Genomic DNA, 22,212 nt, shown 5'->3' with positions numbered 1-22,212 from the left:
TGCTCGAAGCTCGAAGCTCGAAGCTCGAAGCTCGAAGCTCGAAGCTCGAAGCAAACATGATCATGAGAGGCCGCCATGGCAGCCATATCCGATAGCTTCACTCGTTTGACCATCGACTCTCGCGGCGTCGCGCAGCTGACGCTGGACCGCCCCGCGGTGCACAACGCCTTCGACGACGTCTTGATCGCCGCGCTCAACGCCCATCTCGAGCGCCTCCACGCCATGGCTGCGAGCGGCGAGGTGCGGGTGGTGGTGCTCGGCTCCCAGGGCAAGCACTTCTCCGCCGGGGCGGATCTCGCCTGGATGAAGCGCATGGTCGACTACAGCGTCGACGACAATCTGGCCGACTCGCGCCAGCTCTCGCGCCTGATGCACGGGCTGGACACCCTACCCTGCCCCACGCTCTGCCGGGTGCAGGGTGCGGCCTACGGTGGCGCGGTGGGGCTGGCCGCCTGCTGCGATCTGGTGATCGCCTCGGATGCGGCGCGCTTCTGCCTCTCCGAGGTCAAGATCGGCCTCTCGCCGGCAGTGGTCGGGCCCTATGTCCAGCGCGCCATCGGCGCCCGCCAGATGCGCCGCTACGCGCTGACCGCCGAGGTGATCGACGCCGCCACCGCCCGCGAACTGGGGCTGGTACACCAGGTGGTGACTGGCGACGCGCTGGATGAAGAGATCGAACGCCAGATCGACACCCTGCTCGCCGCCTCTCCCCAGGCCCAGCGCGCCACCAAGGCGCTGCTCGCGCAGATCGCCCGCGAACCGGAGAGCGACGCCACCCGCGAGGCCGCGTGCCGCACCATCAGCGAGCTGCGGGTCAGCGCCGAAGGCCAGGAGGGGCTGGCCGCCTTCTTCGACAAACGCCCGCCCGCCTGGCTCGTGGCCAGCGGCGGCGACAAGGAGCCGCGCTCATGAGTCTCGCCACTGCGCCCCGCCCGCTGCGCGCCGTGCTGATCGCCAACCGCGGCGAGATCGCCTGCCGGGTGATCCGCACCGCGCGGCGCCTTGGCCTGCGCACCATCGCGGTCTATTCGGATGCCGACGCCCGCGCCCGCCACGTGCGCGAGGCCGACGAAGCGATCCGCCTCGGCCCGGCGGCGGCCGGCGAGAGCTATCTCGCCATCGACAAGGTCATCGCCGCCGCCGAGCGCAGCGGCGCCGACGCCATTCACCCGGGCTACGGCTTTCTCTCCGAGAACGCCGAGTTCGTCGCCGCCTGCGACGCCGCCGGGCTCGTCTTCATCGGCCCGCCGGCCAGCGCCATCGCCGCCATGGGCGACAAGGCCGCGGCCAAGGCGCGCATGGCCAGCGCCGGCGTGCCGCTGGTGCCCGGCTATCACGGCGAAGCGCAGGACGATGCCCTGCTGCGGGAAGAAGCCGGCAAGATCGGCTACCCGGTGCTGCTCAAGGCCAGCGCCGGTGGCGGCGGCAAGGGCATGCGGGTGGTCGAGTCCGAGCGCGAGTTCCAGGCGGCGCTCGACGGCTGCCGCCGCGAATCCCGCGCCGCCTTCGGCGATGAGCGCATGCTGATCGAGAAGTATCTGACCCAGCCACGCCATGTCGAAGTGCAGGTGTTCTGTGACAGCCTCGGGGGCGGCGTCTACCTGTTCGAGCGCGACTGCAGCGTGCAGCGGCGCCACCAGAAGGTGCTCGAAGAGGCCCCTGCGCCCCACCTGCCCGAGGCGCTGCGTCGCGAGATGGGCGAGGCCGCGGTGCGCGCCGCCCAGGAGATCGGCTATGTCGGCGCCGGCACGGTGGAGTTCCTGCTGGATGCCGCCGCCGAGACCACGCAGGAGAACGGCTCGCCGTTCTTCTTCATGGAGATGAACACCCGGCTGCAGGTCGAGCACCCGGTGACCGAGATGATCAGCGGCGAGGACCTGGTCGAGTGGCAGCTACGGGTCGCCGCCGGCCTGGCGCTGCCCAAGGCGCAGAACGAATTGACGCTCACCGGCCACGCCATCGAAGCGCGGCTCTACGCCGAAGACCCGGACAACGACTTCCTCCCCGCCACCGGCAAGCTGCTGCGCTTTACGCTGCCGCTGGCGGACCGGGACGGCCGAATCCGCCTGGATAGCGGCGTCGAGGCCGGCGACACGGTGACCATGCACTACGACCCGATGCTGGCCAAGCTGATCGTCCACGGTGAGGATCGCGGCCAGGCCCTGGCCGAGATGGCCCGCGCCCTGGCCGCGCTGGATATCAGCGGCGTGACCACCAATCGCCGTTTCCTGCAGCGGCTGGTGACCCACCCGGACTTCATCGCCGCCGAGCTGAATACCCGCTTCATCGAGCATCATCACGACGATCTGTTCGCCGCGCCCCACGCCACCGACGCCGATATCGCCCGCGCGGCCCTGGTTGCTATAGATCGGCTTGCCATGAATCAGCTTACGAGAGATCAGCTCGCCAGGAGCCACATCGACGGAGCGCCGCGCACAGACGACCCCTGGCAGCGTCGCGACGGTTGGCGGCTCAACGCGCCGCGCCGGCTACGTCTCGCCTTTCAGGAGACCGACGGCAGCGGCGCGTACGAGGTGATCGCCACCCAGGGGCTGACTCAGGGTCTAGCACAGGAGCCAGCACAGGCGACCTGGCAGCTCCAGGTGCAGCGCGGCGGCGAGGAGACGAGCCGGCTCGCCGGGCAGTGCCAGCGCCTCGATAACGACACCCTGGCGCTCACCCTGGATGGCCATCGCCAGCGCCTCTTCGCCCGGCTCGACCCAGCCAGCGAAGGCGACACCATCGTGCTCACCGCCGCCAGTGTGGAATCGCGCCTGATCTGGCGCCGCGCCGACCGCGCCGACCATCTACCGCAAGAGGCCGAAGCCAAGCTGACCGCGCCGATGCACGGCACAGTGGTGGCGCTGCTGGTCGACCCCGGACAGACAGTGGAGAAAGGCACGCCGCTGGTGGTGGTAGAAGCGATGAAGATGGAGCACACCCTGAGCGCCCCCGCCGACGGCGCGGTGGAAGCCTTCCATGTCGCGGTGGGGGACGCCGTGGCGCAGGGGGATGAGCTGCTCGCATTCGCCAACGCCGACGCCAGTGCCGAAGCGAATTAGGCTCTATCTGAAAAGTCGGCGAGCGAAGGCCAGACAAGGCAAAAATTGGCGAAAGAGCGGAGTTTACGCGGGTGTAAATGAGTATCTTGAGCCAATTTTTAACGCAGTATGGGCGAGCGCAGGCATTTTTCAGACAGAGCCGAGGAAAGTGAGATGGGGATGCCGAAGCAAGTCAGTGTGGTGGAGGTCGGCCCGCGGGACGGACTGCAGAACGAAGCCGAGCCCATCGCCACCGCCGCCAAGCTGGAACTGATCGAGCGGCTCGGCGCGGCGGGGCTTAAGCGGATCGAAGCGGCGAGTTTCGTCTCGCCCAAATGGGTGCCGCAGATGGCGGATCACCGCGAGGTAATGACCGGCATTCGCCGCCGGCCGGGCGTGATCTACTCCGCGCTCACGCCCAATCTCAAAGGGCTGGAAGCCGCGCTCGAATGCGGCGTCGAGGAAGTCGCCGTCTTCGCGGCGGCGAGCGAAGCCTTCTCGCACAAGAACATCAACTGCTCGATTGCCGAATCGCTGGCGCGCTTCGAACCGGTGGTCGAACGCGCCCGGGAAGCCGGCGTGCGCGTGCGCGGCTATGTCTCCTGCGTGCTCGGCTGCCCCTACGAAGGCGAAGTCGCCCCCCAGCGGGTCGCCGAGGTCTCCCACGCGCTTTATGAGATGGGCTGCTATGAAATCTCGCTGGGCGATACCATCGGCGTCGGCACCCCGCTCGAGGCCAAGCGCCTGCTCGACGCCGTGGGCCGCGATATCCCCAGGGACAAGCTCGCCGCCCACTTCCACGATACCTACGGCCAGGCGCTGGCCAACCTCTACGCCGTGCTCGAAGAGGGCATCGGCGTGATCGACAGCGCCGTCGCCGGCCTCGGCGGCTGCCCCTACGCCAAGGGCGCCACCGGCAACGTCGCCACGGAAGACGTGATCTACCTGCTCAACGGCCTCGGCATCGACAGCGGCGTGGATCTGGATAACTTGGCAGAGACAGGGGTGCGGATAACACAGACCATCGGCAAGCCGAATCGGTCGAGGGTGGGGGTGGCGCTGGCTGCGAAGCGAACCTCTTCATAATGGAACCCCCTAGCCAACTCACGGGCTTGCAGGAATCGCTTCCAAGGATAGAGGGGTATTCACTCAAGCCCGGCGGGAAAGCCATGCATGGATCAACCCCGCCTGGAAAAACGGCACCGGAAGTTCGAAACCGCCTGCCTCGATGATCGAGGCAATTCGCGCTGGCGGTAGCACACCGACATCATGCGCATAGGCATGGCGCATCCGCGCCATCATCTCTTCGGAGACATCGGCCGCGGACATCATGTTCATCCACGCGTGAAGCAGTACGTCATATTCGGGTGACGCGATGTCTGACGCCAGGTCGGCGCTTGCGAGAATGCCACCCGAGTTGAGTTGCGCGGCAATGCCACGGAAGAAACCGGAGCGCTCGTCGAGATTCGTGATGAACTGCGAGACGAGCAGGCAGGTCGCGGCATCGTGTAGCTCGGCGGTGGGTAGTGACTCCAGATACCCCTCATGGAAGGTGCAGCGAGACGTCACACCTTCCTGCTCGGCCCTTTCCCGACAGACGTCGAGCATACGCCCCGACGGCTCCACGGCCGTAAAACGCCAACCAGGATGCTGTGAGGCGAGATAGAACAGCTCATCGCCCGTCCCCACCCCGACACAGAGGATTCGTGCCTCCGCCGGCAAATCCGCGAACAACGACCCCAGCAACAGATGCAGACAATTCCGAATCGGTGACGTCTTGGCCCACTGCTGGTCGTAGCTTGCCGCCTGCTGGTCGAACAGTGCCTTGATCTCGTCCTGGTTCATGTTATTCCCCGCGGTTAATCCTGACGCTGACACTCGGCAGGCCAAATTGGTCGAAGGTGGATGTGGCGTTGGCGGCGCGCTAGCCATTTATGGATCAACTGTTCAGGGCTGCGCGATCTAGCTGAGACTGAAACGCTAGAGACAACTCGACATAGGCGTGTGCTGCCTCTTTTGTCGGCTCCAGATCGCGAGCCACCTCGCGACGCAGACGCCGCAGCTCGTGATACAGCGTCACCTGCGGCTGATCGATCAGCCCTGCCCTTACCAGCAGCTCCGGTAGCCGAGCCGCTGATACCTCGCCCGGGCCCCGCTCACCGCTTTCCTGTGACGATAGCGACGCGCGGGCCGCACGCTCCAGCCGAGTCCACGCCTCCAGTATAGTCGTGCGAGGATGGCGCTCGGCCAGCTCGGTGAGAAACGTCTCCTCTTGACCAGCACGCACACCGACGAGGTTACCCCGACCCGGCGACAGCAAGCGCAACTGTTCGAGGTCGTGCTCGAACTCAGCCTCGATGGGTCCGGCCCGCAGCTTCTTGATGAAGGACCCAAACTGCAGGATCTGGTCGCGGAAGAGAAGCGCGAGAATCAGGGCGAACACCGGCCAGGCCAGCGACCGGACAAGGCTCGAAATGAATGTCAGCCAATCCATCGTCAGTACTCGGTTGATCCCGCGTGCATGGTCGTGACTGCGCGAGCTGACAGTCAGAGTTCCAGGTTGGTGCAGGGATGAAAAATTGCGAGCCCTCTCAGGTAGGGGCGGCTGACAAAAGCACATGCAGCGATGCGTAGAGATACCTGCGTAAGTCTGACGCTCAGGCATCGTCAGTCATATCTCGACGGAAGACGTGATTTACCTACCAAAAGGCTTCGGCACCGTCGGCGGCGTGGATCTGGAAGAAGTTGGCGGAGACAGGTATATAGATAATAAAACCCACTGACAGGCCGAATCGGTCCAAGGTGGGTGTGGCTCCGGCGGCGCAGTTATCGCGTCGCTGAAAACAGAAAAGCCCGCAGCCATTGATAAACTGGCCCGAGCTTTACGTATTATGATTATTGTTTGAAGCAAGGTGCATGAGTCCGATCAGCTTTTTGATAACCTGGCTACCCACTGCCCTTGGAACTCCGTCTCGGGCGCTTGCTCACCTCTAGATATCGTAATTAATTCGAAGGAGTTTTCTGGTTCCACTCCCAGCCTTGCAGCCAAAAGGCTTAGCATCATCGACGAGCGCCCTACGCCCCCCCGACAGTGAAATACTATTTTTCTCTTCTCTTGTTGCAAAAGCGCCAAGGAATCGATGAACTGCATCACTTCTGTATCACTATCGGCCACTTCATCTCTGATCGGAAAGTTAAGGTACAAAATTTCCTTGTTCTGGCAAACGTCTCCTTCAGCAAGAAGTTCGAGCTCCGCTTGTTCTTCACTCGTCAGCATGGAAACAACGACGTCATAACCTGACAACCTGATTTCCTCTATACTCTGTTCGAGAAAATCACCACCTTGCGGGTGAGGCATGATAGCAAACTGATTATCACAAAGCCCCTCAATCTTGTATATTGAATTCATCATTTATACTTACCAAAATATAACGCTTTCAATTGCGGCAGGTACGGAGCGCAGCGTAGTAGCTGTCCAACAATCTGCACTTTTTAAAGCTGGGCAGGCAACGTGTAGCCGCTTACCCAATGAGCACCATAAAACTCAAAAATCCATAGGGAATGTCTTGGATCTTCCGGAGCGACTGCATATTTATAGGCAACTTGCCTGATCGTTCTTTAAATCACTTCCGTATGCGCTCTTTAATCCTAAAATACTCCTAAACGAGACTTTAGCTGACCCGCTTTATTCAAAAAAAGACACGCCTGGATTTTTTATGTATGCGCTGCAGGAGGTTTTGATCCTGTCGCAAATTTCGAGTGATTTTATCAGTAAAAAGCTGCCGAGCGATATCGTTATTTACATCTGTATGCATGCTGAGATAGACATTGAAGAGATCATCGAGATCGGAAGCCGAATTGTTGCACTCAAAACAAGCGGGTAAGTTAATCAAAGTAGGCCGAGGCGTAGGAAAGATAGTTTTGGGGGGAAGTGATCGCGAGTAGAAGCTTGGTTCACACTACAGAGTGCACAAAGCCCCGACTTTTACTTCCTGTTGATCCGTTTTTCTGTAAAATTGAGCCAGATGCCTCCTTCTTTGAACTTTTCCTATCCGCTGTTTGCGGAGCTTTTCTTCTCGGATTATATGAGCCAATTTAGCTCGCACCCCTTTAATGCTCGCGCACCGGAAAAGTGCGAGCGTAGCGAATAATTTTTCCAAGAGCAGCAATTTTTTATGCCCTCGACCTTATAAGCTCGGCGATTTCAGCCGCGATTTCATTGATGGTATGAGTGGCGGTGCTCCTAGCAACTTTATCAGCCAGAGACGGACTATAATCAACAACTTGCTGCTTTGTAATATTATGCCAAATCGGCAGTAGAACCTGCTCGCCTGAGACTGTACGCGTAACAATTCCGTCAAGTTCGTAATTGGTCCAGCCCTTTGAAATAAACGAAGGGGAAAGAACTACCAGCCCAACGCGACTATTAGCTAAGCCTCTGTCAATTTTTTGCCTCAGGCTATCTCCAATCCTAAGCGTCATTTCGTCGTACCAAACGTTCAGGCCTTCATTTATTAATGCGTTGGCGAGTGGCCTAACAAATTCATCTTTATCTTCTGACGCATGAGAGATAAACACATCATGCGTATCTCCACCAGTTTCTGTAGGAGGTGGAACATTGTCCCGCACCAAACTCGGTACTTCAGAAAGCGGGCGTTCCTGGATTTCGGGCAAGACCCCCGGCACAACACGAACAGAGGCATTTGTACTGCCGCGCAATCCTTGCATGTCAACAGCAACGTACCAGTGGCCAGAATTCGGAACTGCTATTCGTATTGGTGATTTCTTAGCTAACCCACCATAGAATCTATGTCTCCGTCCGTTCTTATAGCTGTTGAAATTAGAGCTATCCATCAACCGAACATTCGCGCCACTAGACAAAGTTACCTCAACCACCTCGCCTCTCTTGAGATTACCAAGATCATACTTTAAGAAATTCAATGTCGACTCCTTTCAGGCATAATGCCCGCAGCACGCGCGAATTTGTAGTGAAGGCAAAGCCGCAACGAAAAGCCGTCGCTGTGCCTGCGCTGGTTATGAGTTTTTGTGCGTTTGCTCATCGTCTGGCTTGGCCATTGCTTTAATCGCCCTGACATTGCCGCCTTTTTCGTATTGTTTTTTCACATAACGCTCTGCCCAGGCATTAATTCTCGAGAGCATTCTGCCTAATGAATCCCCCATTATACGACCAGATCTTTTTAGCTCATCAGCGAAGAGGCTTTCATCTACACCCCGCGCAAACCTTGTACCTACATAAGTGAGAACTGCACCGCCTATAAACGCACCAATGATGAGCGATCCGGAATTTATAGACCGAATACCCAAATAGGTCATTCTTGGTTGATGGAATCTGTGCTCGTATAAGGGGCCAAAGACCTCCTCTTCCAAGAGCCACGGTGGATAGACACCCCAAAATATCTCTTGTTCTATGATTCTATCAATCGAGCCCAAAATTTCGTCCAGATCAAATCTGGTTACAAAATTGTCGAAATCTACAGATATTATTAGCTCATGTTCAGCTTCATCATTCATCTATGCGCTCCTCAAGGCCGGGCTTTCCTGTATAGATATTCATAACAGGTATTAGGTAGCCCGCTCCGTTTGCCATTTTAACAAGCTCCCGCGTTCAATAATTTTATCTATAACGCTCTTTCACGCTTAGCACATTGATTTCAAAGGACTCGCAGAATAATTACGCGTGCTTTGCAGAAGTCGCGTGCTCGCGCGTTTTGCTGAGCCCGATATGACTGTACATAGACACAGCCATGTAGCGGTGGGTCGTCCGGTTGGTTTTTTGGTGAAGGCAGCCACGCTACCGCCAGCCATGGAGGATGACGATAGTTGCCATCATCCCAGCGCGGCTGTCCCTTGTGAGCTTGTGACTCTGTAAGCCATCTTTTATGTAGTTCTACGCACAGTAACCAAGCATTACATTGGAAACAACGCCACGAAAGCATTAATCAGTCTTGGCGTCAGGTCGAGGGCGCCGGTACGTCGAGAACCGAAGATTATTTAGGAAGTATGAGGGTCACTGGCCGCTTGCCGTCACGGGAACGGCCAGATTGAAGCGCTAGCCGCAGGTACTCAGTACATCGGATTTCCGTTCTTGGTTTCATGCGGAATTCTCTGGATGGAATCCCAGTGTTCTACGATCTTGCCGTTGTCGTCGAAACGGAAAAAATCCATCGTGACGTACTCATCGCCGTCGGGCCAGGTCTGGTGCGTGTGTAGGGATACCAGATCGGCTTCGGCCACCGCGCGCAGGAACTCGATTTCCTTCCCGGGATACTGCTCAGCCATTGCCGTGAAGTAGTCGATGAACGCTTGCTTTCCATTACCGACTACCGGGTTGTGCTGGATGTAATCGGCGCCGACATATGTCTCGACGGCAAGGGCAGGGTCGCCGAGATAGGCCGTGCGATAGAAGGCGATCGCATTGCGCTTGTTGGCTTCCAGGTCATGTTGCATGCCGTTGCTCCGTGCAGATGACTACCATCGAAGGAGCCGTAGAGCAGAACCGTGTGTACCAACCAGCGCTCAGTGACCCTGTTCCGCCGCCTTCAACTCTCCCAATGCACCTTTGCACCGTTCTTCGACCTGATCCAGCTCGCGCTGCATGATGCGGATGTCTTCGAGCTGGCGTTCGAGGTTGGCGCGTTTATCGGCGAGGATCTCGAGCAGGCGCTCGAGTTGGCGGATGCTGCCGTCATGGCGGGTGTCGTAGAGATCGAGCACTTCGCGAATCTCGATCAGCGAGAAACCGAGACGCTTGCCGCGCAGGGCGAGCTTGAGGCGAACGCGATCCTTCTCGTGGTAGACGCGAGTCTTGCCGCGCCGCTCGGGGGAGAGCAGGCCCTCCTGCTCGTAGAAGCGGATGGTGCGGGTGGTCACATCGAAGTGTTGCGCGAGTTCGCCAATGGCGTAGGTCTGGCCGGACACAACGTTATTCTCTTTTCTGATTTTCCCTACCCTAGCGCCGTTTAACCTTTACGTGAAGATCAACTTTAAGCGGAGTATTCCCCACGCATCGGCACCGCAGACAGGCGGTCACTGACCCTGCGTGATGGGCGACATGGGGTCGAAGAAGCGTGCTCGAGTTATCAACAGCCTGTTTCAGATTTGTCTAAAACAGCGAATTCTGTCGCTCTCCCGGGAACTCGGCCAGCGACGGCAATTCGATCCGTTCGGCGATACGACTGTAGAACTTTCGTGCCAGTTCCGGCGCCTGGCGGTTATCCGGTGTATGCACAAAGAGAAAAGGGGTTTTCCCCTGTTTTATCCACAGGGTGAGGCGTTCTATCCACGGTTCGAAACGGGCCAGGTTAATGGCTTCGTCGAAGTGCCCGATAAATCGAATAACGGGATTGACCGCCGTGCAGAGCACGTGTAATGGGACTTTCGGCTTTTCGCCCTGCGCCTTGGCGAGCCGGTTGTCAAGCCCTGAGGGTGTGGCAAAGAGCGCGCGCACGTCGAGCATGACCCGATTGGCGTCTTGACTTATCAACAAGCGGTTGAATGCCTGTTCTGGTGCCCCCTTGTGGAAAAAATCACTGTGCCGGACCTCGACCGCGCAGGGTATCTCCCGTGGCCAGTGAGTGAGTAATCGCTCGAGGGTCGGCAGCTCGCCCTGGCCGAAATCTCTGGGTAGCTGGACCATGATCGGCCCTAGACGATCTTTCAACGGTGAGAGGCGCTCGATGAAGCGTTCGAACTCATTGTCGATGTCGCGCAGGCGCTTGCCATGGGTCAGCTGGCTGGGCAGCTTGAAGCAGAAACGAAAGGTCTCGGGCGCCTGCTCGGCCCAGGCCGCGACCGTCTCCGCCTTGGGAATGCCGCTGTAGAAGGTGGTATTGCCCTCCACAGCGTTGAACACGCTGGCGTAGTCGCGCAGCTCCACGTCGCCGTGGGCGGGCAGCAGGCTGCCTTGCCAGTCGGTGTTGGCCCACATCGCCATGCCCAGGTAGAGCGGGGGTTCATGGGTCGTGGCGAGGTTATCTGAGGCGTTCGGCATGCAAGGTCACCGTAGGCGAAACGATATCCTGCTGCGCGGCGATCATCGCCAGCTCGCGGGTGCCGGCACGGCGGGTGTGCTCGAACAGCATCTGCACCGCGGCGGCGGTCTGCTCCAGGGCGCGGGCGGGGCCTTCTTCGGTGAGCCCGGCGCGCAGGCTGTGGGCGAGGAACATCGCGGCAGTGAAGTCGCCGGCACCGTTGGGCGCGATGGCGAAGTCGACCTTGGGCGTGGCGATCCGCCAGCTGCCACTGGGGGCGTCCACCAGCATGCCGATGTGTCGCTGGTCGTCACCCGCGACTTCCAGCGAGGTGATCAACACCACCCTGGGGCCCTTGGCGCGTAGTGCGGCGGCGGCGGCGAGGGCGTCTTCCAGGGTGTTCACCTCCCGCCCGGCCAGGAAGGCGAGCTCGAACTGGTTGGGGGTGACGATATCGGCGCGGGCGATGGCGTGGTCGCGCATCCACTCGGGGATCCCCTCGCGGACGAAGAAGCCGCGCCCGACGTCGCCCATCACCGGATCGCAGCAGTAGAGCGCCTGCGGATTGGCCTGCTTGACCCGGTCGACGCTATCCAGCACGGCGCGACCGATGCCTTCGTCGCCCATGTAGCCGGAAAGCAGGGCGTCGACATCGTCGAGCCCGACCAGCGATTCGACCCCATCCAGCACGTTCCTGAGATGGTCCGGGCTGAAGACATCGCCGGTAAAGGCGCCATAGCCCGTGTGGTTGGAGAACTGGACGGTGTTGATGGCGGTGACTTCCAGCCCCAGCCGCTGCAGCGGAAACACGGCGGCACGGTTGCCGACGTAGCCATAGGCGACGTGGCTCTGAATGGAGATGACATGGGTCATGAGACGGTCCTGCCGCGAGAGCAAAGCGCACAGTGTAATGCGAGGGGGAAGGAACTTGCAGCGGCTGTCTTTGGTCGATACCTCGCTCGACGCCATCGAGCGGCGGCGATATGCTCGCTCCAGCTTTTATCCATCGTCCCGTTTATCCGCCTTCGTCTGTGCATCGTGTTCAAGGATCGAATCTGCATGCTTTCAAGCGCCCCGCGCCAGCGCGCATCGTCACTCCGCTTCTCCTGGCTGCTGGCCGCTCTCTTTTTCGCCGTGCTGGTGGCGGGCTGCTCCAGCGGTCCGGTCATGACCCCGGCACCAAGCGGTAGCCCGGAGGCGCGGGTCGAACAGCCGGCGCGCAAGACCACCTGGCACCACCTGCCGGGCTGGAACCGGGACCAACCGATGGCGGCATGGAGCGCATTCCGGGAGAGCTGCAAGCGGCTCGAGCGCAAGCCGACGTGGAAGAGCGTCTGCCACGACGCCCGGTCGGTCGATCCGCTCAATGCGCTGGCGATCCAGAACTTCTTCGAGAGCCGTTTCGTGCCGTATCGCGTGACCAACAGCGACGGCAGCGCGACCGGCCTGATCACCGGCTACTACGAGCCGATCCTGCGCGGCTCCCGCGTGCGCGGCGGGCCCTACCAGACGCCGCTCTACCAGTACCCGAAATACTGGAAGCGACACACCCACGTCGGCCCGACCCGCGCCGAACTGATGCGCAGCGGCGATCTCGATGGCACCGAACTGGTGTGGGTCGACGACCCGGTGGAGGCAGCCTACCTGCAGATTCAGGGCTCCGGCCGTGTCGAAATGACCGACGGCACCACCATGCGGGTGGCCTACGCCGGCACCAACAACCAGCCGTTCCGCTCCTTCGCCAAGCGCCTGATCGACCGCGGCGAGATCACGCCCGCCCAGGCCACGCTGCCCGGCGTGCGCGACTGGGCCCGCCGCCACCCGGGCCAGGTGGAGGAGATGCTCAACGTCAATCCACGCATGGTGTTCTTCCGCGAGCTCAAGGGCAGCGAAGCGCTGGCCGATACCAGCGGCCCGGTGGGCGCGCTGGGGGTGCCGCTCACCTCCGAGCGCAGCATCGCGGTCGACCCCGACGAGATCCCGCTCGGCGCGCCGGTGTTCCTCTCCACTACCCAGCCGCTTTCCAACCAGCCGCTGCAGCGCCTGATGGTGGCTCAGGATACCGGCAGCGCGGTCAAGGGCGCGGTGCGAGCGGACTTCTACTGGGGCCACGGCGACGCTGCCGGCGAGGCCGCCAGCCGGATGAAACAGCGGGGCGAGATGTGGGTGCTGATGCCCAAATGAGAGAGCGCCCAATCGCTTGGGCGCTCTCTGGACATTGCGGCCCTCGCTAGCGAGGGCCGGCGAACATCTTGCGCACCCGCAACGCCGCGATCACCTGGATGACGCCGTAGACCAGCGCGACGATCCCGATCCACAGCGCAGTGGCCACCAGGCCGCTGAGCGGGCTGACGACGAGCAGGATGCCCAGCAGCAGCGCCAGCACCCCACTGAGAACGGTCCATCCCTCGCCGGGCGCGGCCCAGCCCTGGCCGGCCACCGGGCGGCGAATGCGCAGCCCCAGCAGCAGGCGATAGACGCCGGCGATGATCAGCCAGATACCCACCAGCACCAGCAGCGCGCTGGCCATGGAGAGCGGATCGAAAATCGCGAGCAGGCCGAACAGTATCGACAGCACGCCGTAGCCGATCAGCCATCCCTTGCCCGCGCCTCGATAGGCCGTCGCCGTCATGAACAGCGTGGAGACGCCTTCCGCCAGTGCCATGATGCCCATGATCCAGGTCAACGCCGCGATGGCGGCCAGCGGCTGAAACACCGCGATCAGGCCGAATACGATGGCGATGACGCCGAACGCCATCAGGATCCACCAGCTACGTCCGATGAGACTTCTCGTTGCCATTGACGACTCCCATTGATATCCCTGTTCGAGGAAACCTGAACGCTGCACCGACTCCATCGTTCAATACCGATCTTTAACATAGACCTTCACGGGAGTGACTTCGATGACCGAATCCGCCCCGGCGGCAGCGCCGCTGGCCATCGTCACCGGCGCCACCGCCGGACTCGGACTGGAGACTGCCAAGGGCCTGGCAGCGAACGGGTATCGCGTCATCGTCGCCGGGCGCAATGCCGACAAGGGCAAGCTCGCCTGCCACGCGGTGCGTGCCCATCAGCCCGGCGCAGAGATTCGCTTCGAGTGGCTCGATCTCGACAGTCTCGCGTCGGTGCGCCAGTTCGCCGCGCGCCTGCGCGAGCGCGAAACCGAGCTGCACCGGCTGATCAACAACGCCGGCATCATGGCGCTGCCCAAGCGCGAGCGCACCGAGGACGGCTTCGAGCGCCAGTTCGGGGTCAACTATCTCGGCCACTTCCTGCTCACCAGCCTGCTGCTGCCGCTGCTGGTCGCCGCCTCGTCGGGGGATTCCGCACCTGCCCGCGTCGTCCAGCTCTCGAGCCTGGCGCATCGCGGCGGGAAGATCGCTTTCGATGATCTGAATGGCGAGCGCGACTACGACCCGTGGCGCGCCTACCGGCAATCGAAGCTCGCCATGCTGCTGTTCGCCCAGGCGCTGCAGCGGCAGAGCGACCGGCACGGCTGGGGGTTGTTGAGCGTCGCCGCCCATCCCGGGCTCTCCCGCACGGCGCTGTTCGATGCCGGCGTGAAGAGTCGCGCCCTGATCGGCCAGGCGTTCAAGCTGGTGATGCCGCTGATCAGCCAAACCGCCGACCAGGGCGCCAGGCCCACGCTTCACGCCGCGCTCGCCGACGACGTGGGCCCCGGCGACTACTTCGGCCCCGACGGCTTCAGCGAGACCCGCGGCGCACCCAAGCGCGCCCATCGCAGCACCGCGGCCAGGGACCAGGCGGTGGAAGATCGGCTGTGGACGGTGTCGTGTGAATTGACCGGGGCGGCGTGGTCAGCGGATGGTTGAAGATTCACGCCACGGGAATGGTACCGCCGTCGACGACGAACTCGGACCCGGTGATGCTCGCCGCCCTAGATGACGCCAGGAAAGCGATGAGATTGGCCACTTCCCCGGGCGAGGAGGGCCGTCCCAGCGGAATGCCCCCGAGCGACTGCATGATGATCTCCTTGCCGCCCTCGTAGTCGGTGCCCGCCTCCTCGGCCAATCGCTCGGCGAGCGCGACCGACGCCTCGGTTTCGACCCAGCCCGGCGACACCCGCACGACCCGCACGCCTTGAGGCGCCAGCTCCTTGGACAAGCTCTTGCTGTAGGTGGACAACGCCGCCTTCGCCGCAGCGTAGGCCGTGGTCGACTCCGGCAGTGGCAGCGCTCGCTGAATGGACGTCACATGAATCACGACGCCTGAACCGCGCGCCACCATGTGCGGTACCAGATGGCGATCGAGCCGCACCGCGGGAAACAGATTGAGATCGAGCTCCTGCCTCCACTCATCCTCGCCCAGGGCGGTGAAGCCGCCACCCGGCGACGACGACCCGCCCAGGACATGCACCACGACATCGATATGCCCCAGCCGCTCGCGGGCCGACTCCGCCGCCAGGCGACAGCCCTCGTTGGTGGTGAGATCCGCGGTTATGACGTGCTCCGGGTGCATCTTGTCAGGCCTGTGGCGAGCGGCAGTGACCACACTCGCCCCCAGGTCGAGGAAAAGCTCGACGGCGGCTCTGCCAATACCTTTGGTACCGCCGGTCACAAAGACACGAGTATGCTGTAAGCCCAGGTCCATGATCGTTCCTTTTTTAGCTATCGTCTTGGTTCAAAAAGCCAACCCGCTCGGTGAAATGTCATTATCTTCGCTGCTGAAAGGGAAACAAGAACGCACGAAATAGTAAGGGGCTAACCCAAAAGTTATGGCCAAGAATCACACGCCGGAGAGCGCCGCGCTCGAGCTGGAATCGATATTCAAACTGCTGAAAGGGAGATGGAAACTATTGATCATCTTCCACCTCTTCGATGGCAAGGTTCAGCGTTTCTCCGATCTCGAACGCCAGATCCCGGGCATTTCCCAGAAGATGCTCGCCCAGCAACTTCGCGAGCTCGAAAACGACGGCATCGTCTCCCGGAAGGTCTATCCCGAGGTGCCGCCCAAGGTCGACTATCGGATGACCTCCTGGGGTCAGGATCTTTGCCCCGCCCTGGACGCGCTTCTGAAATGGAAGGAGAAATTCGAGGAACCAAAAGGGGAATAGATCGCTGCGTCACTCGTCTTACCTGCAGCCGACAGTGACAGGAATTCTTCCGCTGTCGACCGCGGCCCCATGTCGAGGTCGCAGGCATTTCGATGACAGGAGTCGATGATGAAAACCCCGATAGTGTCCCACCTGGCCCGAGTCGCCGCCGCCGTGGCGCTTGCCGGATTTCTGCCCGTGCTGGCGCAGGCCGACGATAGCATCGCCCAGCAGGAAGCCATGCAGCGACTGCACCAGCCGCTGAATCTGCAGCCGGCGATGGTGACGGCCAACCAGTTCGGCGCCTGGCGCCTGGATATCGGCGCCGGCCAAAGCGAAGCCAGCGCCAATGCGCTGCGTGCCGAACAGCACCGCACCGGCATGACCACCATGAAAGCGCTGGGCCGGGCCCAGCAGAGCTTGATAGCGGAAGGGCAGAGTGCGGCGCAGATGGACGTTGTGAAACGTCTCTACCGCGTGGACCCCGCCTGAAAGACGCTTGATGGAGAGCGGCCGCGATGTCAGAGCCGAGGCTGATCGCCTCGGCTTTTTAGTGTCTTACCACTCTATAAATCTTCCCTATAGCTCGCGGTTATTTCTTGCTTTCCATACCGGTATTCACTTCTTTTTATCAATATCGACATGGCAATTGCCTGATATCGCCAGGGAAAGGCTGGCAGCGATCGGGCGTGGAATCACGCCTCCCCCGATCGCTTTCTTCAAGTCGAAAGCCAATCGTCTTTTCCCTGAAAAGGCGACCCATGATTCAGGGCTTACGATGGCCTTTCGTCATGCTGGCCAATACGCCATCCCGACGAATCAAGCCGTGGTACAAGGCTGCCGCCAGGTGAAGGAGGATGAGCGCGAACAGGCTCAGCGCCAACCAGGTGTGGGCGAAACGCAACGCGCTGTAGAGCGTGGGAGATGGAGAGACCAGATCCGGTAGCGTGACGCCGGCAAAGAGGGTGACCGGATAACCGCCAGCCGAGAGCATGGTCCAGCCGATCAGCGGCATCGCCAGCATCAGCGCATACAGCATCCAGTGGGAGAGATGGGCGGAAAGGCGCTGCCAGGGCGGCAGGTCCGCGGGCAGCGCCGGGGTGCCGTATCGCCAGCGCACCAGAAGCCGCACGATGACCAGCGCGAGAATCGCGATTCCCAGCGGTTTATGCAGTTGCACGAGCCATACGTGACGCTCGGACACCGTGGCCACCATGCCGACGCCGACAAACAGCATCGTCAGGATCATGATCGCCATCAGCCAGTGAAGCAGACGGGCAGGGAGGGAGAAGGTAACGGCAGTCCGCGGGTTCATGATCGTGGCTCCTGGGTCGAGGATGTCGCCGATTCGGCCTCCTCGCGAGTGCGTCGGTTGTAGGATTCCGAATAGGCGGCGGAGCGGGCGCTCAACAGCGGGTCATCGGAGCCGGCGATACCGTCGGGCAGCACCAGCGGGTCGTAGTTGATGTCGCGACAGGGGCCGTCGGCCTGATCCTGGGCCCGATCGATGGTGACGATGCCGGCGTCGATCTGGCGGCGGTCCGCGGGCCAGGCCAGGGTGGCATCGTCGGTCGGATCGCCGGGGTTGGCCACGGTCACGATCAGGTGCCAGCGCTGGGGCCCTCTATCCAGGCGTTCCTGCAGGTCTCGGGAGAGGAAATCGGGATCCTGCTTCTGGGCATCGGTCATCGGCGTGAAGGGCGCTTCCGGCACCAGCCCCCAGCGTACGAAGTGGGTCGTCCCGCCGGCATCGATGAAGCGGAAGGCATCGAGGCTGTTGTACTCGACATTGACGAAACTCGAGGAGTGCCGCGCGGTTTTCACCCAGGCCAGGAATGGCTTGGTTTCCGGATGGTCGGCAAAGAAGGCCCCCATCTTCGCGGGGTCCGGCTTGCCGCTGCGGGAATCCGGCTGGGAGGCTTGCAACAGTTCCCAGAACGCCTGTGGCGTCGATACCGGGAACACCGGCATCGCGTTCATCGCGGTTCGCCACTGCTCGCCGTTCGGCAACTCGAATTGCAGCGCGAAACTGCGAATCGGCGGCATGCCATCGTCGGCATGGGGGTTGCCTCCGGGGATCGCCAGGCGGCCGATGAGCGGGCTGACCTGTCCCGTCGCGAAAACCGTGGCACGCGACAGGCTCTCCGCATTGCCACTGCTCTCGAAACTGCCCACCACGCAGTACCCCTTGGCGTGATTGCGGCGGTAACCTTCGTGAACGCCGGCATTGTCTTCCAGCGTATCGATCATCCGATCCGGGGTCAGCCGATCGGGGTCCAGCCAGCCGCCAACATAGGCGAAGGCCGTCGCCAGGATGGCGACTACGAGTCCGATGACCGTGAACCGGAATAGCGTGTTCAGCGGTGGTGGGGGTTTCGGGGTCATGTCTGCTCCGGGGTGAGTGGCCTGCATGGAGCGAGTAGGACGCCGCTGCCGATACTTTATTCCCGCTCGCTCATCCGTTGCCCGAACCCCGCCGTCGAGCAATTGACGATTCCCTTGACGACGAAAGGGAATAGAATCCCCTCCGGTTCGTCCTACAGCGACTTCCTTCGATACGCTGGAACCTCCATGAATCCACCCGATGACGATCAACTGCGTGACATACTGCCCCGTTTGCGGCGCTTCGCCGTGTCGCTGACCCAGGATCCCGGTGATGCCGACGATCTGGTGCAGGCGACGATGGAGAAAGCGATCGGCCACTGGCAGCGCCGCCGCCCCGACGGCGATCTTCGCGCCTGGCTGTTTTCGATTCTGTACCGGCAGTTCCTCGACGGTCGGCGTCGCGCCGGGCGCTATGCCCGGCTGCTGCAGCTGTTCACCAGCGAACCCCAGACCAGCGCCTCGGCGGAAGATATCGTCGTGGCCAACGCCAGTTGGGACGCCTTCGACCAGTTGCCCCCCGAGCAGCGGGCCCTGCTCATGCTCGTTTCGGTGGAGGGATTGAGCTATCGCGAGGTGAGCGAGACCCTGGATATTCCGATGGGGACGGTCATGTCGCGACTCTCGCGAGCGCGTCGATCCCTGCGCGAGCTGGATGAGGGAGAACCGCGCGAGAAGCGTCCGGCACCGTCACTCAGGAGGCTCAAATGAACCCGAACCGACCCACCGAACAGGACCTGCACGCCTATCTCGACGACCAGTTGGACGCCGAGCGCCGGCAGTGGGTGGCAGCCTGGCTCCAGGCCAACCCGGAGCGGGCGGCGGAACTCGAGGCGTGGCGTCGGGATGCCCAACACTTGCGCGCGCGCTACGCCAATCCGGAACAGTGGCCGGCCAATCCCGCACTCGATCCGGCCGCGATTCGCCGCCGTCAGCGAGCGGGGCAGCGGCGCTGGCTGGCCACGGCCGCCATGCTGGTCATGGCCCTGGGTATCGGCCTGACCGGCGGCTGGACGATGCGCGACATGACGACTCCGGACTCGCCACCGCCGATGGCGGATGCGGTCCAGGCCTACCGCCTGTTCACCGCTGACGCCTCGTTCGACGGCCATGACGCCATCGACGAGGACCCTATCGTCGATGCCAGTGACACCACCGCGCCTGCGCCGGCCAGCCACGGTCGGGAACAGATCGCCAGGTTATTCCAGGCCCACTTCAGCGACGGGATCATGCCCCCGGATCTCAGCGCCGCCGGCCTGGAGATGACCGACGCCCGCCTGCTAGCCACCGACCAAGGGCCCGCCGCGATGGTGGTCTATCGCGACCGGAGCGGGCGCCAGATGATGATGTATATCCGCCCGCCGGGGGCCGGTCACCACATGCTGGCGCCGGGCAAGCGAGTCGACGGCAAGCTCATGGCGCAGTACTGGTCGAAGGGCAACTACAACTATGCCATCGTCAGCCAGCCCGACGACCCCAACGCCGCGATGCTGGAGCAGATGCTGCGCGAGAGTTGAGCCGTGCCATTCGCGTGACGTCGCTCACAGATCCTTGACCAGACGCAGGGCGTCGTAGATCGCGGCATGGGTGTTGCGATGGGAGATCGCATCGCCGATACGGAACAGCTGGAAGCCCTCGGCCGCATCCGCAGGCTTCACGATCGGCTGCGGGTCACCCACGATCAGCTTGTCGTAGTCCACCGCGCCCTGATTGCTCGACAGCGGTTTGAGCGACTCGTAGAGATCCTCCATCGGCAGGGTGCCGAAGTTGACCACCACCTGATCGACGCGGCGCTCCTTGCCGACGCGGGTGTAATCGCTCTCCACCGAAGCCACCAGCTCGTCGCCCTCGCGGCGCAGCGCGACCAGGCGGAAGGTCGGCGTGAAGGTGGTATCGAGCACCTGCAGCGAGCGCAGGTAGGGCACCAGGTTCATCCCCATCACCTCGGGCGCCAGCGCGCGGTCGGCGGTCATGTACTCGACCCGGGCCCCGCTCCTGGCGATGATCTCGGCGGCCTGCAGCGCGGTGTGATCACCCGCATCGTCGTAGACCAGCACATTGCGCCCCGGCTTGACGTGCCCCGAGAGAATGTCCCAGCCGGTCACGGCCAGTTCGTTGCCCTGGCTCAGCGCCTGCTCGTTGGGTAGCCCGCCGGTGGCGACGATGACCACGTCCGGTGACTCGGCGGCCACCTCCTCCTGCTCGGCGAAGACGTTGAAGTGGAAGGTGACGCCCAGCGCCTGGCAGCGCTCGTAGCGCCAGTCGATGATGCCCATCATCTCGCGCCGACGCTCGCTCTGGGCGGTGAGGCGAATCTGCCCGCCCGGGGCGTCGGCGGCCTCGAACACCACCACCTCGTGGCCGCGTTCGGCGGCGACCCGGGCCGCTTCCATCCCCCCGGGGCCGGTTCCCACCACCACCACTTTGCGCCGCGTCACGGCCGGCGCAATGGTGTGCGGCATGCTCGTCTCGCGCCCGGTGGCCGGGTTGTGGATGCAGTAGGCGGCACCGCCCTGATAGATGCGGTCGAGACAGTAGTTGGCGCCGACACAGGGTCGGATCTCCTCCTCGCGCCCCTCGATCACCTTGCGCATCAGGTGCGGATCGGCCATGTGCGCGCGGGTCATGCCGATCATGTCGACCTTGCCCGAGGCGATGGCGTGACGTGCGGTGGCGACGTCCTGGATCTTGGCGCCGTGGAAGAGGGGGAAGTCGACCTCGCGCTTGATGTCGCCGGCCAGGTCGAGGTGCGGCGCGCTGGGCATGCCCTGGATGGGGATGACGTCGGTGAGGCCGGCATCGGTGTCGATGTGCCCCTTGACCACGTTGAGGAAGTCGATCAGTCCGCTGTGCTTGAGCCGGCGCGAGATCTCCATGCCGTCATTGGCGTCGAGGCCACCAGGCAGACACTCGTCGCCGGTGTAGCGCACGCCCAGCAGGAAGTCGTCGCCGACCCGGGCACGAATCGCCGAGAGCACCTCGAAGGTGAAGCGCAGGCGGTTGTCCAGGCTGCCGCCGTAGGGGCCGTCGAGCTCGTTGGTCAGGGGCGACCAGAACTGATCCATGAGATGGCCATAGGCCTGGATCTCGAGCCCGTCGAGCCCCGCGGCATGCATGCGCTCGGCGGCATCGGCATAGTCCTGGATCAGACGCTCGATATCCCACGGCTCGGCCTTCTTGGGATAGGCCCGGTGGGCGACCTCGCGGTGGTGGGACGCCGATACCACCGGCAGCCAGTCGCCCTTGTCCCAGCGCGTACGTCGTCCCAGGTGGGTGAGCTGGATCATCACCGCCGTGCCGTGCTCGTGACAGGCGTCGCTCAGCTCGCGCATCCACGGCACCACCTCGTCCTGGTAGGCGAGGATGTTGTTGAACACCGGCGGGCTATCGCGGGATACCGCCGCCGAGCCGGCGGTCATGGTCAGCGCCACACCGGCCTTGGCGCGCTCGACGTGATAGGCCCGATAGCGCGCCTTGGGCAGGCCGTCCTCGGGATAGGCGGGCTCGTGGGAAGTCAGCATGACGCGGTTCTTGAGCGTCAGGTTCTTGAGCGTCAGCGGCTGCAGCAGGGGATCGTTCTTCACGGTCAGGCACCCTTGTTGTCGTGGGGTTGACACCACGCTAGCGCTCGCTGTACACCAGTGTCAACTGAGAATACAGTTGTGTACACGGATGTCGACGTCTGATGTTCAGGAAATGCCGAAAGCAGTGTTCACGCCGGGGCCAAGGTGCTCGTGGCGATCTA

General features: G+C 62.2%; 23 protein-coding genes. 9 read left to right on the top strand and 14 right to left on the bottom strand.

The annotated features are described in order from the left end of the window. Positions 1-75 precede the first annotated feature (75 nt). The 3 genes from AAGT95_RS05875 (at position 76) to AAGT95_RS05865 (ending at position 4,127) form a co-directional block, all read left to right on the top strand. A complete protein-coding gene (locus AAGT95_RS05875) occupies positions 76-912 on the top strand; it encodes an enoyl-CoA hydratase-related protein (protein WP_342595851.1) in 837 nt (278 codons plus the stop codon). Further along, positions 909-3,062, top strand: a complete 2,154-nt coding sequence (locus tag AAGT95_RS05870; protein ID WP_342595850.1) for an acetyl/propionyl/methylcrotonyl-CoA carboxylase subunit alpha — start codon at positions 909-911, stop codon at positions 3,060-3,062. The genes AAGT95_RS05875 and AAGT95_RS05870 overlap by 4 nt, the downstream gene beginning before the upstream one ends. A 153-nt stretch (positions 3,063-3,215) precedes the next feature. Continuing rightward, complete coding sequence (locus AAGT95_RS05865; RefSeq protein WP_342595849.1) at positions 3,216-4,127, top strand: hydroxymethylglutaryl-CoA lyase; 912 nt, start codon at positions 3,216-3,218, stop codon at positions 4,125-4,127. A gap of 63 nt (positions 4,128-4,190) precedes the next feature. On the opposite strand, the gene AAGT95_RS05860 is transcribed toward AAGT95_RS05865, so the two are convergent. The 9 genes from AAGT95_RS05860 to pdxY all read right to left on the bottom strand — a co-directional run bounded on the left by AAGT95_RS05860 (position 4,191) and on the right by pdxY (position 11,905). Next, positions 4,191-4,886 carry a class I SAM-dependent methyltransferase gene (locus AAGT95_RS05860; protein WP_342595848.1) on the bottom strand — a complete coding sequence of 232 codons (696 nt, stop codon included), beginning with the start codon at positions 4,884-4,886 and terminating at the stop codon, positions 4,191-4,193. A gap of 94 nt (positions 4,887-4,980) precedes the next feature. Next, the gene (locus AAGT95_RS05855) at positions 4,981-5,535 is read right to left on the bottom strand and encodes a hypothetical protein (RefSeq protein ID WP_342595847.1); all 555 of its coding nucleotides are present in this window, start codon (positions 5,533-5,535) and stop codon (positions 4,981-4,983) included. Positions 5,536-5,967: 432 nt separating this feature from the next. Then, positions 5,968-6,453 carry a protein-tyrosine phosphatase family protein gene (locus AAGT95_RS05850; protein WP_342595846.1) on the bottom strand — a complete coding sequence of 162 codons (486 nt, stop codon included), beginning with the start codon at positions 6,451-6,453 and terminating at the stop codon, positions 5,968-5,970. A 761-nt stretch (positions 6,454-7,214) separates the two neighbouring features. Continuing rightward, positions 7,215-7,982: a DUF1883 domain-containing protein gene (locus AAGT95_RS05845; RefSeq protein ID WP_342595845.1), complete on the bottom strand. Its 768-nt coding sequence runs from the start codon at positions 7,980-7,982 to the stop codon at positions 7,215-7,217. Positions 7,983-8,075: 93 nt separating this feature from the next. Then, positions 8,076-8,573, bottom strand: coding sequence for a hypothetical protein (locus AAGT95_RS05840; protein WP_342595844.1), 498 nt, complete (start codon positions 8,571-8,573; stop codon positions 8,076-8,078). A gap of 552 nt (positions 8,574-9,125) precedes the next feature. Continuing rightward, on the bottom strand, positions 9,126-9,509 hold the full coding sequence (locus AAGT95_RS05835; RefSeq protein WP_342595843.1) for a nuclear transport factor 2 family protein: 384 nt from the start codon (positions 9,507-9,509) through the stop codon (positions 9,126-9,128). 69 nt (positions 9,510-9,578) lie between these two features. Beyond that, positions 9,579-9,980, bottom strand: a complete 402-nt coding sequence (locus AAGT95_RS05830; RefSeq protein WP_110601712.1) for a MerR family transcriptional regulator — start codon at positions 9,978-9,980, stop codon at positions 9,579-9,581. A 184-nt stretch (positions 9,981-10,164) separates the two neighbouring features. Further along, positions 10,165-11,052 carry a DUF72 domain-containing protein gene (locus AAGT95_RS05825; protein WP_342595842.1) on the bottom strand — a complete coding sequence of 296 codons (888 nt, stop codon included), beginning with the start codon at positions 11,050-11,052 and terminating at the stop codon, positions 10,165-10,167. Continuing rightward, entirely contained in the window at positions 11,033-11,905 is an 873-nt protein-coding gene (pdxY, locus tag AAGT95_RS05820; protein ID WP_342595841.1) for a pyridoxal kinase PdxY, read from the bottom strand. Before pdxY ends, AAGT95_RS05825 begins: the two co-directional genes overlap by 20 nt. A gap of 186 nt (positions 11,906-12,091) precedes the next feature. Here pdxY and mltA point away from each other — a divergent pair, with 186 nt between their 5' ends. Continuing rightward, a complete protein-coding gene (mltA, locus tag AAGT95_RS05815) occupies positions 12,092-13,216 on the top strand; it encodes a murein transglycosylase A (protein ID WP_342595840.1) in 1,125 nt (374 codons plus the stop codon). 46 nt (positions 13,217-13,262) lie between these two features. Here mltA and AAGT95_RS05810 read toward each other — a convergent pair whose 3' ends face one another. Continuing rightward, a complete protein-coding gene (locus tag AAGT95_RS05810; protein WP_110715281.1) occupies positions 13,263-13,832 on the bottom strand; it encodes an HdeD family acid-resistance protein in 570 nt (189 codons plus the stop codon). 103 nt (positions 13,833-13,935) lie between these two features. On the opposite strand from AAGT95_RS05810, the gene AAGT95_RS05805 reads away from it, so the two are divergent. Beyond that, entirely contained in the window at positions 13,936-14,865 is a 930-nt protein-coding gene (locus tag AAGT95_RS05805) for an oxidoreductase (RefSeq protein ID WP_342595839.1), read from the top strand. A gap of 4 nt (positions 14,866-14,869) precedes the next feature. On the opposite strand, the gene AAGT95_RS05800 is transcribed toward AAGT95_RS05805, so the two are convergent. Beyond that, entirely contained in the window at positions 14,870-15,643 is a 774-nt protein-coding gene (locus AAGT95_RS05800; RefSeq protein WP_342595838.1) for an SDR family oxidoreductase, read from the bottom strand. Positions 15,644-15,767: 124 nt separating this feature from the next. Between AAGT95_RS05800 and AAGT95_RS05795 the strand changes: the two genes are divergently transcribed. Both AAGT95_RS05795 and AAGT95_RS05790 read left to right on the top strand, forming a co-directional pair. After that, entirely contained in the window at positions 15,768-16,106 is a 339-nt protein-coding gene (locus tag AAGT95_RS05795; protein WP_342595837.1) for a helix-turn-helix domain-containing protein, read from the top strand. A gap of 108 nt (positions 16,107-16,214) precedes the next feature. Then, the gene (locus tag AAGT95_RS05790) at positions 16,215-16,577 is read left to right on the top strand and encodes a hypothetical protein (protein ID WP_342595836.1); all 363 of its coding nucleotides are present in this window, start codon (positions 16,215-16,217) and stop codon (positions 16,575-16,577) included. A gap of 274 nt (positions 16,578-16,851) precedes the next feature. On the opposite strand, the gene AAGT95_RS05785 is transcribed toward AAGT95_RS05790, so the two are convergent. Continuing rightward, positions 16,852-17,400: a cytochrome b gene (locus tag AAGT95_RS05785; protein WP_342595835.1), complete on the bottom strand. Its 549-nt coding sequence runs from the start codon at positions 17,398-17,400 to the stop codon at positions 16,852-16,854. Then, positions 17,397-18,470 carry a catalase family peroxidase gene (locus tag AAGT95_RS05780; protein ID WP_342595834.1) on the bottom strand — a complete coding sequence of 358 codons (1,074 nt, stop codon included), beginning with the start codon at positions 18,468-18,470 and terminating at the stop codon, positions 17,397-17,399. The genes AAGT95_RS05785 and AAGT95_RS05780 overlap by 4 nt, the downstream gene beginning before the upstream one ends. Positions 18,471-18,656: 186 nt before the next feature. On the opposite strand from AAGT95_RS05780, the gene AAGT95_RS05775 reads away from it, so the two are divergent. After that, positions 18,657-19,178 (top strand): RNA polymerase sigma factor, encoded by a 522-nt coding sequence (locus AAGT95_RS05775; protein WP_110707352.1) that lies wholly within the window; start codon positions 18,657-18,659, stop codon positions 19,176-19,178. Continuing rightward, positions 19,175-19,984: a hypothetical protein gene (locus AAGT95_RS05770; protein ID WP_342595833.1), complete on the top strand. Its 810-nt coding sequence runs from the start codon at positions 19,175-19,177 to the stop codon at positions 19,982-19,984. Before AAGT95_RS05775 ends, AAGT95_RS05770 begins: the two co-directional genes overlap by 4 nt. Positions 19,985-20,008: 24 nt before the next feature. On the opposite strand, the gene AAGT95_RS05765 is transcribed toward AAGT95_RS05770, so the two are convergent. Beyond that, entirely contained in the window at positions 20,009-22,051 is a 2,043-nt protein-coding gene (locus AAGT95_RS05765) for an NADH:flavin oxidoreductase (protein WP_342595832.1), read from the bottom strand. Positions 22,052-22,212: the final 161 nt, after the last annotated feature.

Source organism: Salinicola lusitanus, assembly GCF_038648475.1.
Lineage (GTDB): Bacteria > Pseudomonadota > Gammaproteobacteria > Pseudomonadales > Halomonadaceae > Salinicola > Salinicola lusitanus.
Note: the sequence above shows the minus strand (reverse complement) of the source record. Positions and strands in the feature narration are given on the sequence as shown.

What these genes read in the sequence shown, in the direction of transcription:
- AAGT95_RS05875 (WP_342595851.1), top strand. Translation starts at nt 76, where the DNA reads ATGGCAGCCATATCCGATAGCTTCACTCGTTTGACCATCGACTCTCGC.
- AAGT95_RS05870 (WP_342595850.1), top strand. Translation starts at nt 909, where the DNA reads ATGAGTCTCGCCACTGCGCCCCGCCCGCTGCGCGCCGTGCTGATCGCC.
- AAGT95_RS05865 (WP_342595849.1), top strand. Translation starts at nt 3,216, where the DNA reads ATGGGGATGCCGAAGCAAGTCAGTGTGGTGGAGGTCGGCCCGCGGGAC.
- AAGT95_RS05860 (WP_342595848.1), bottom strand. Translation starts at nt 4,886, where the DNA reads ATGAACCAGGACGAGATCAAGGCACTGTTCGACCAGCAGGCGGCAAGC.
- AAGT95_RS05855 (WP_342595847.1), bottom strand. Translation starts at nt 5,535, where the DNA reads ATGGATTGGCTGACATTCATTTCGAGCCTTGTCCGGTCGCTGGCCTGG.
- AAGT95_RS05850 (WP_342595846.1), bottom strand. Translation starts at nt 6,453, where the DNA reads ATGATGAATTCAATATACAAGATTGAGGGGCTTTGTGATAATCAGTTT.
- AAGT95_RS05840 (WP_342595844.1), bottom strand. Translation starts at nt 8,573, where the DNA reads ATGAATGATGAAGCTGAACATGAGCTAATAATATCTGTAGATTTCGAC.
- AAGT95_RS05835 (WP_342595843.1), bottom strand. Translation starts at nt 9,509, where the DNA reads ATGCAACATGACCTGGAAGCCAACAAGCGCAATGCGATCGCCTTCTAT.
- AAGT95_RS05825 (WP_342595842.1), bottom strand. Translation starts at nt 11,052, where the DNA reads ATGCCGAACGCCTCAGATAACCTCGCCACGACCCATGAACCCCCGCTC.
- pdxY (WP_342595841.1), bottom strand. Translation starts at nt 11,905, where the DNA reads ATGACCCATGTCATCTCCATTCAGAGCCACGTCGCCTATGGCTACGTC.
- mltA (WP_342595840.1), top strand. Translation starts at nt 12,092, where the DNA reads ATGCTTTCAAGCGCCCCGCGCCAGCGCGCATCGTCACTCCGCTTCTCC.
- AAGT95_RS05810 (WP_110715281.1), bottom strand. Translation starts at nt 13,832, where the DNA reads ATGGCAACGAGAAGTCTCATCGGACGTAGCTGGTGGATCCTGATGGCG.
- AAGT95_RS05805 (WP_342595839.1), top strand. Translation starts at nt 13,936, where the DNA reads ATGACCGAATCCGCCCCGGCGGCAGCGCCGCTGGCCATCGTCACCGGC.
- AAGT95_RS05800 (WP_342595838.1), bottom strand. Translation starts at nt 15,643, where the DNA reads ATGGACCTGGGCTTACAGCATACTCGTGTCTTTGTGACCGGCGGTACC.
- AAGT95_RS05795 (WP_342595837.1), top strand. Translation starts at nt 15,768, where the DNA reads ATGGCCAAGAATCACACGCCGGAGAGCGCCGCGCTCGAGCTGGAATCG.
- AAGT95_RS05790 (WP_342595836.1), top strand. Translation starts at nt 16,215, where the DNA reads ATGAAAACCCCGATAGTGTCCCACCTGGCCCGAGTCGCCGCCGCCGTG.
- AAGT95_RS05785 (WP_342595835.1), bottom strand. Translation starts at nt 17,400, where the DNA reads ATGAACCCGCGGACTGCCGTTACCTTCTCCCTCCCTGCCCGTCTGCTT.
- AAGT95_RS05780 (WP_342595834.1), bottom strand. Translation starts at nt 18,470, where the DNA reads ATGACCCCGAAACCCCCACCACCGCTGAACACGCTATTCCGGTTCACG.
- AAGT95_RS05775 (WP_110707352.1), top strand. Translation starts at nt 18,657, where the DNA reads ATGAATCCACCCGATGACGATCAACTGCGTGACATACTGCCCCGTTTG.
- AAGT95_RS05770 (WP_342595833.1), top strand. Translation starts at nt 19,175, where the DNA reads ATGAACCCGAACCGACCCACCGAACAGGACCTGCACGCCTATCTCGAC.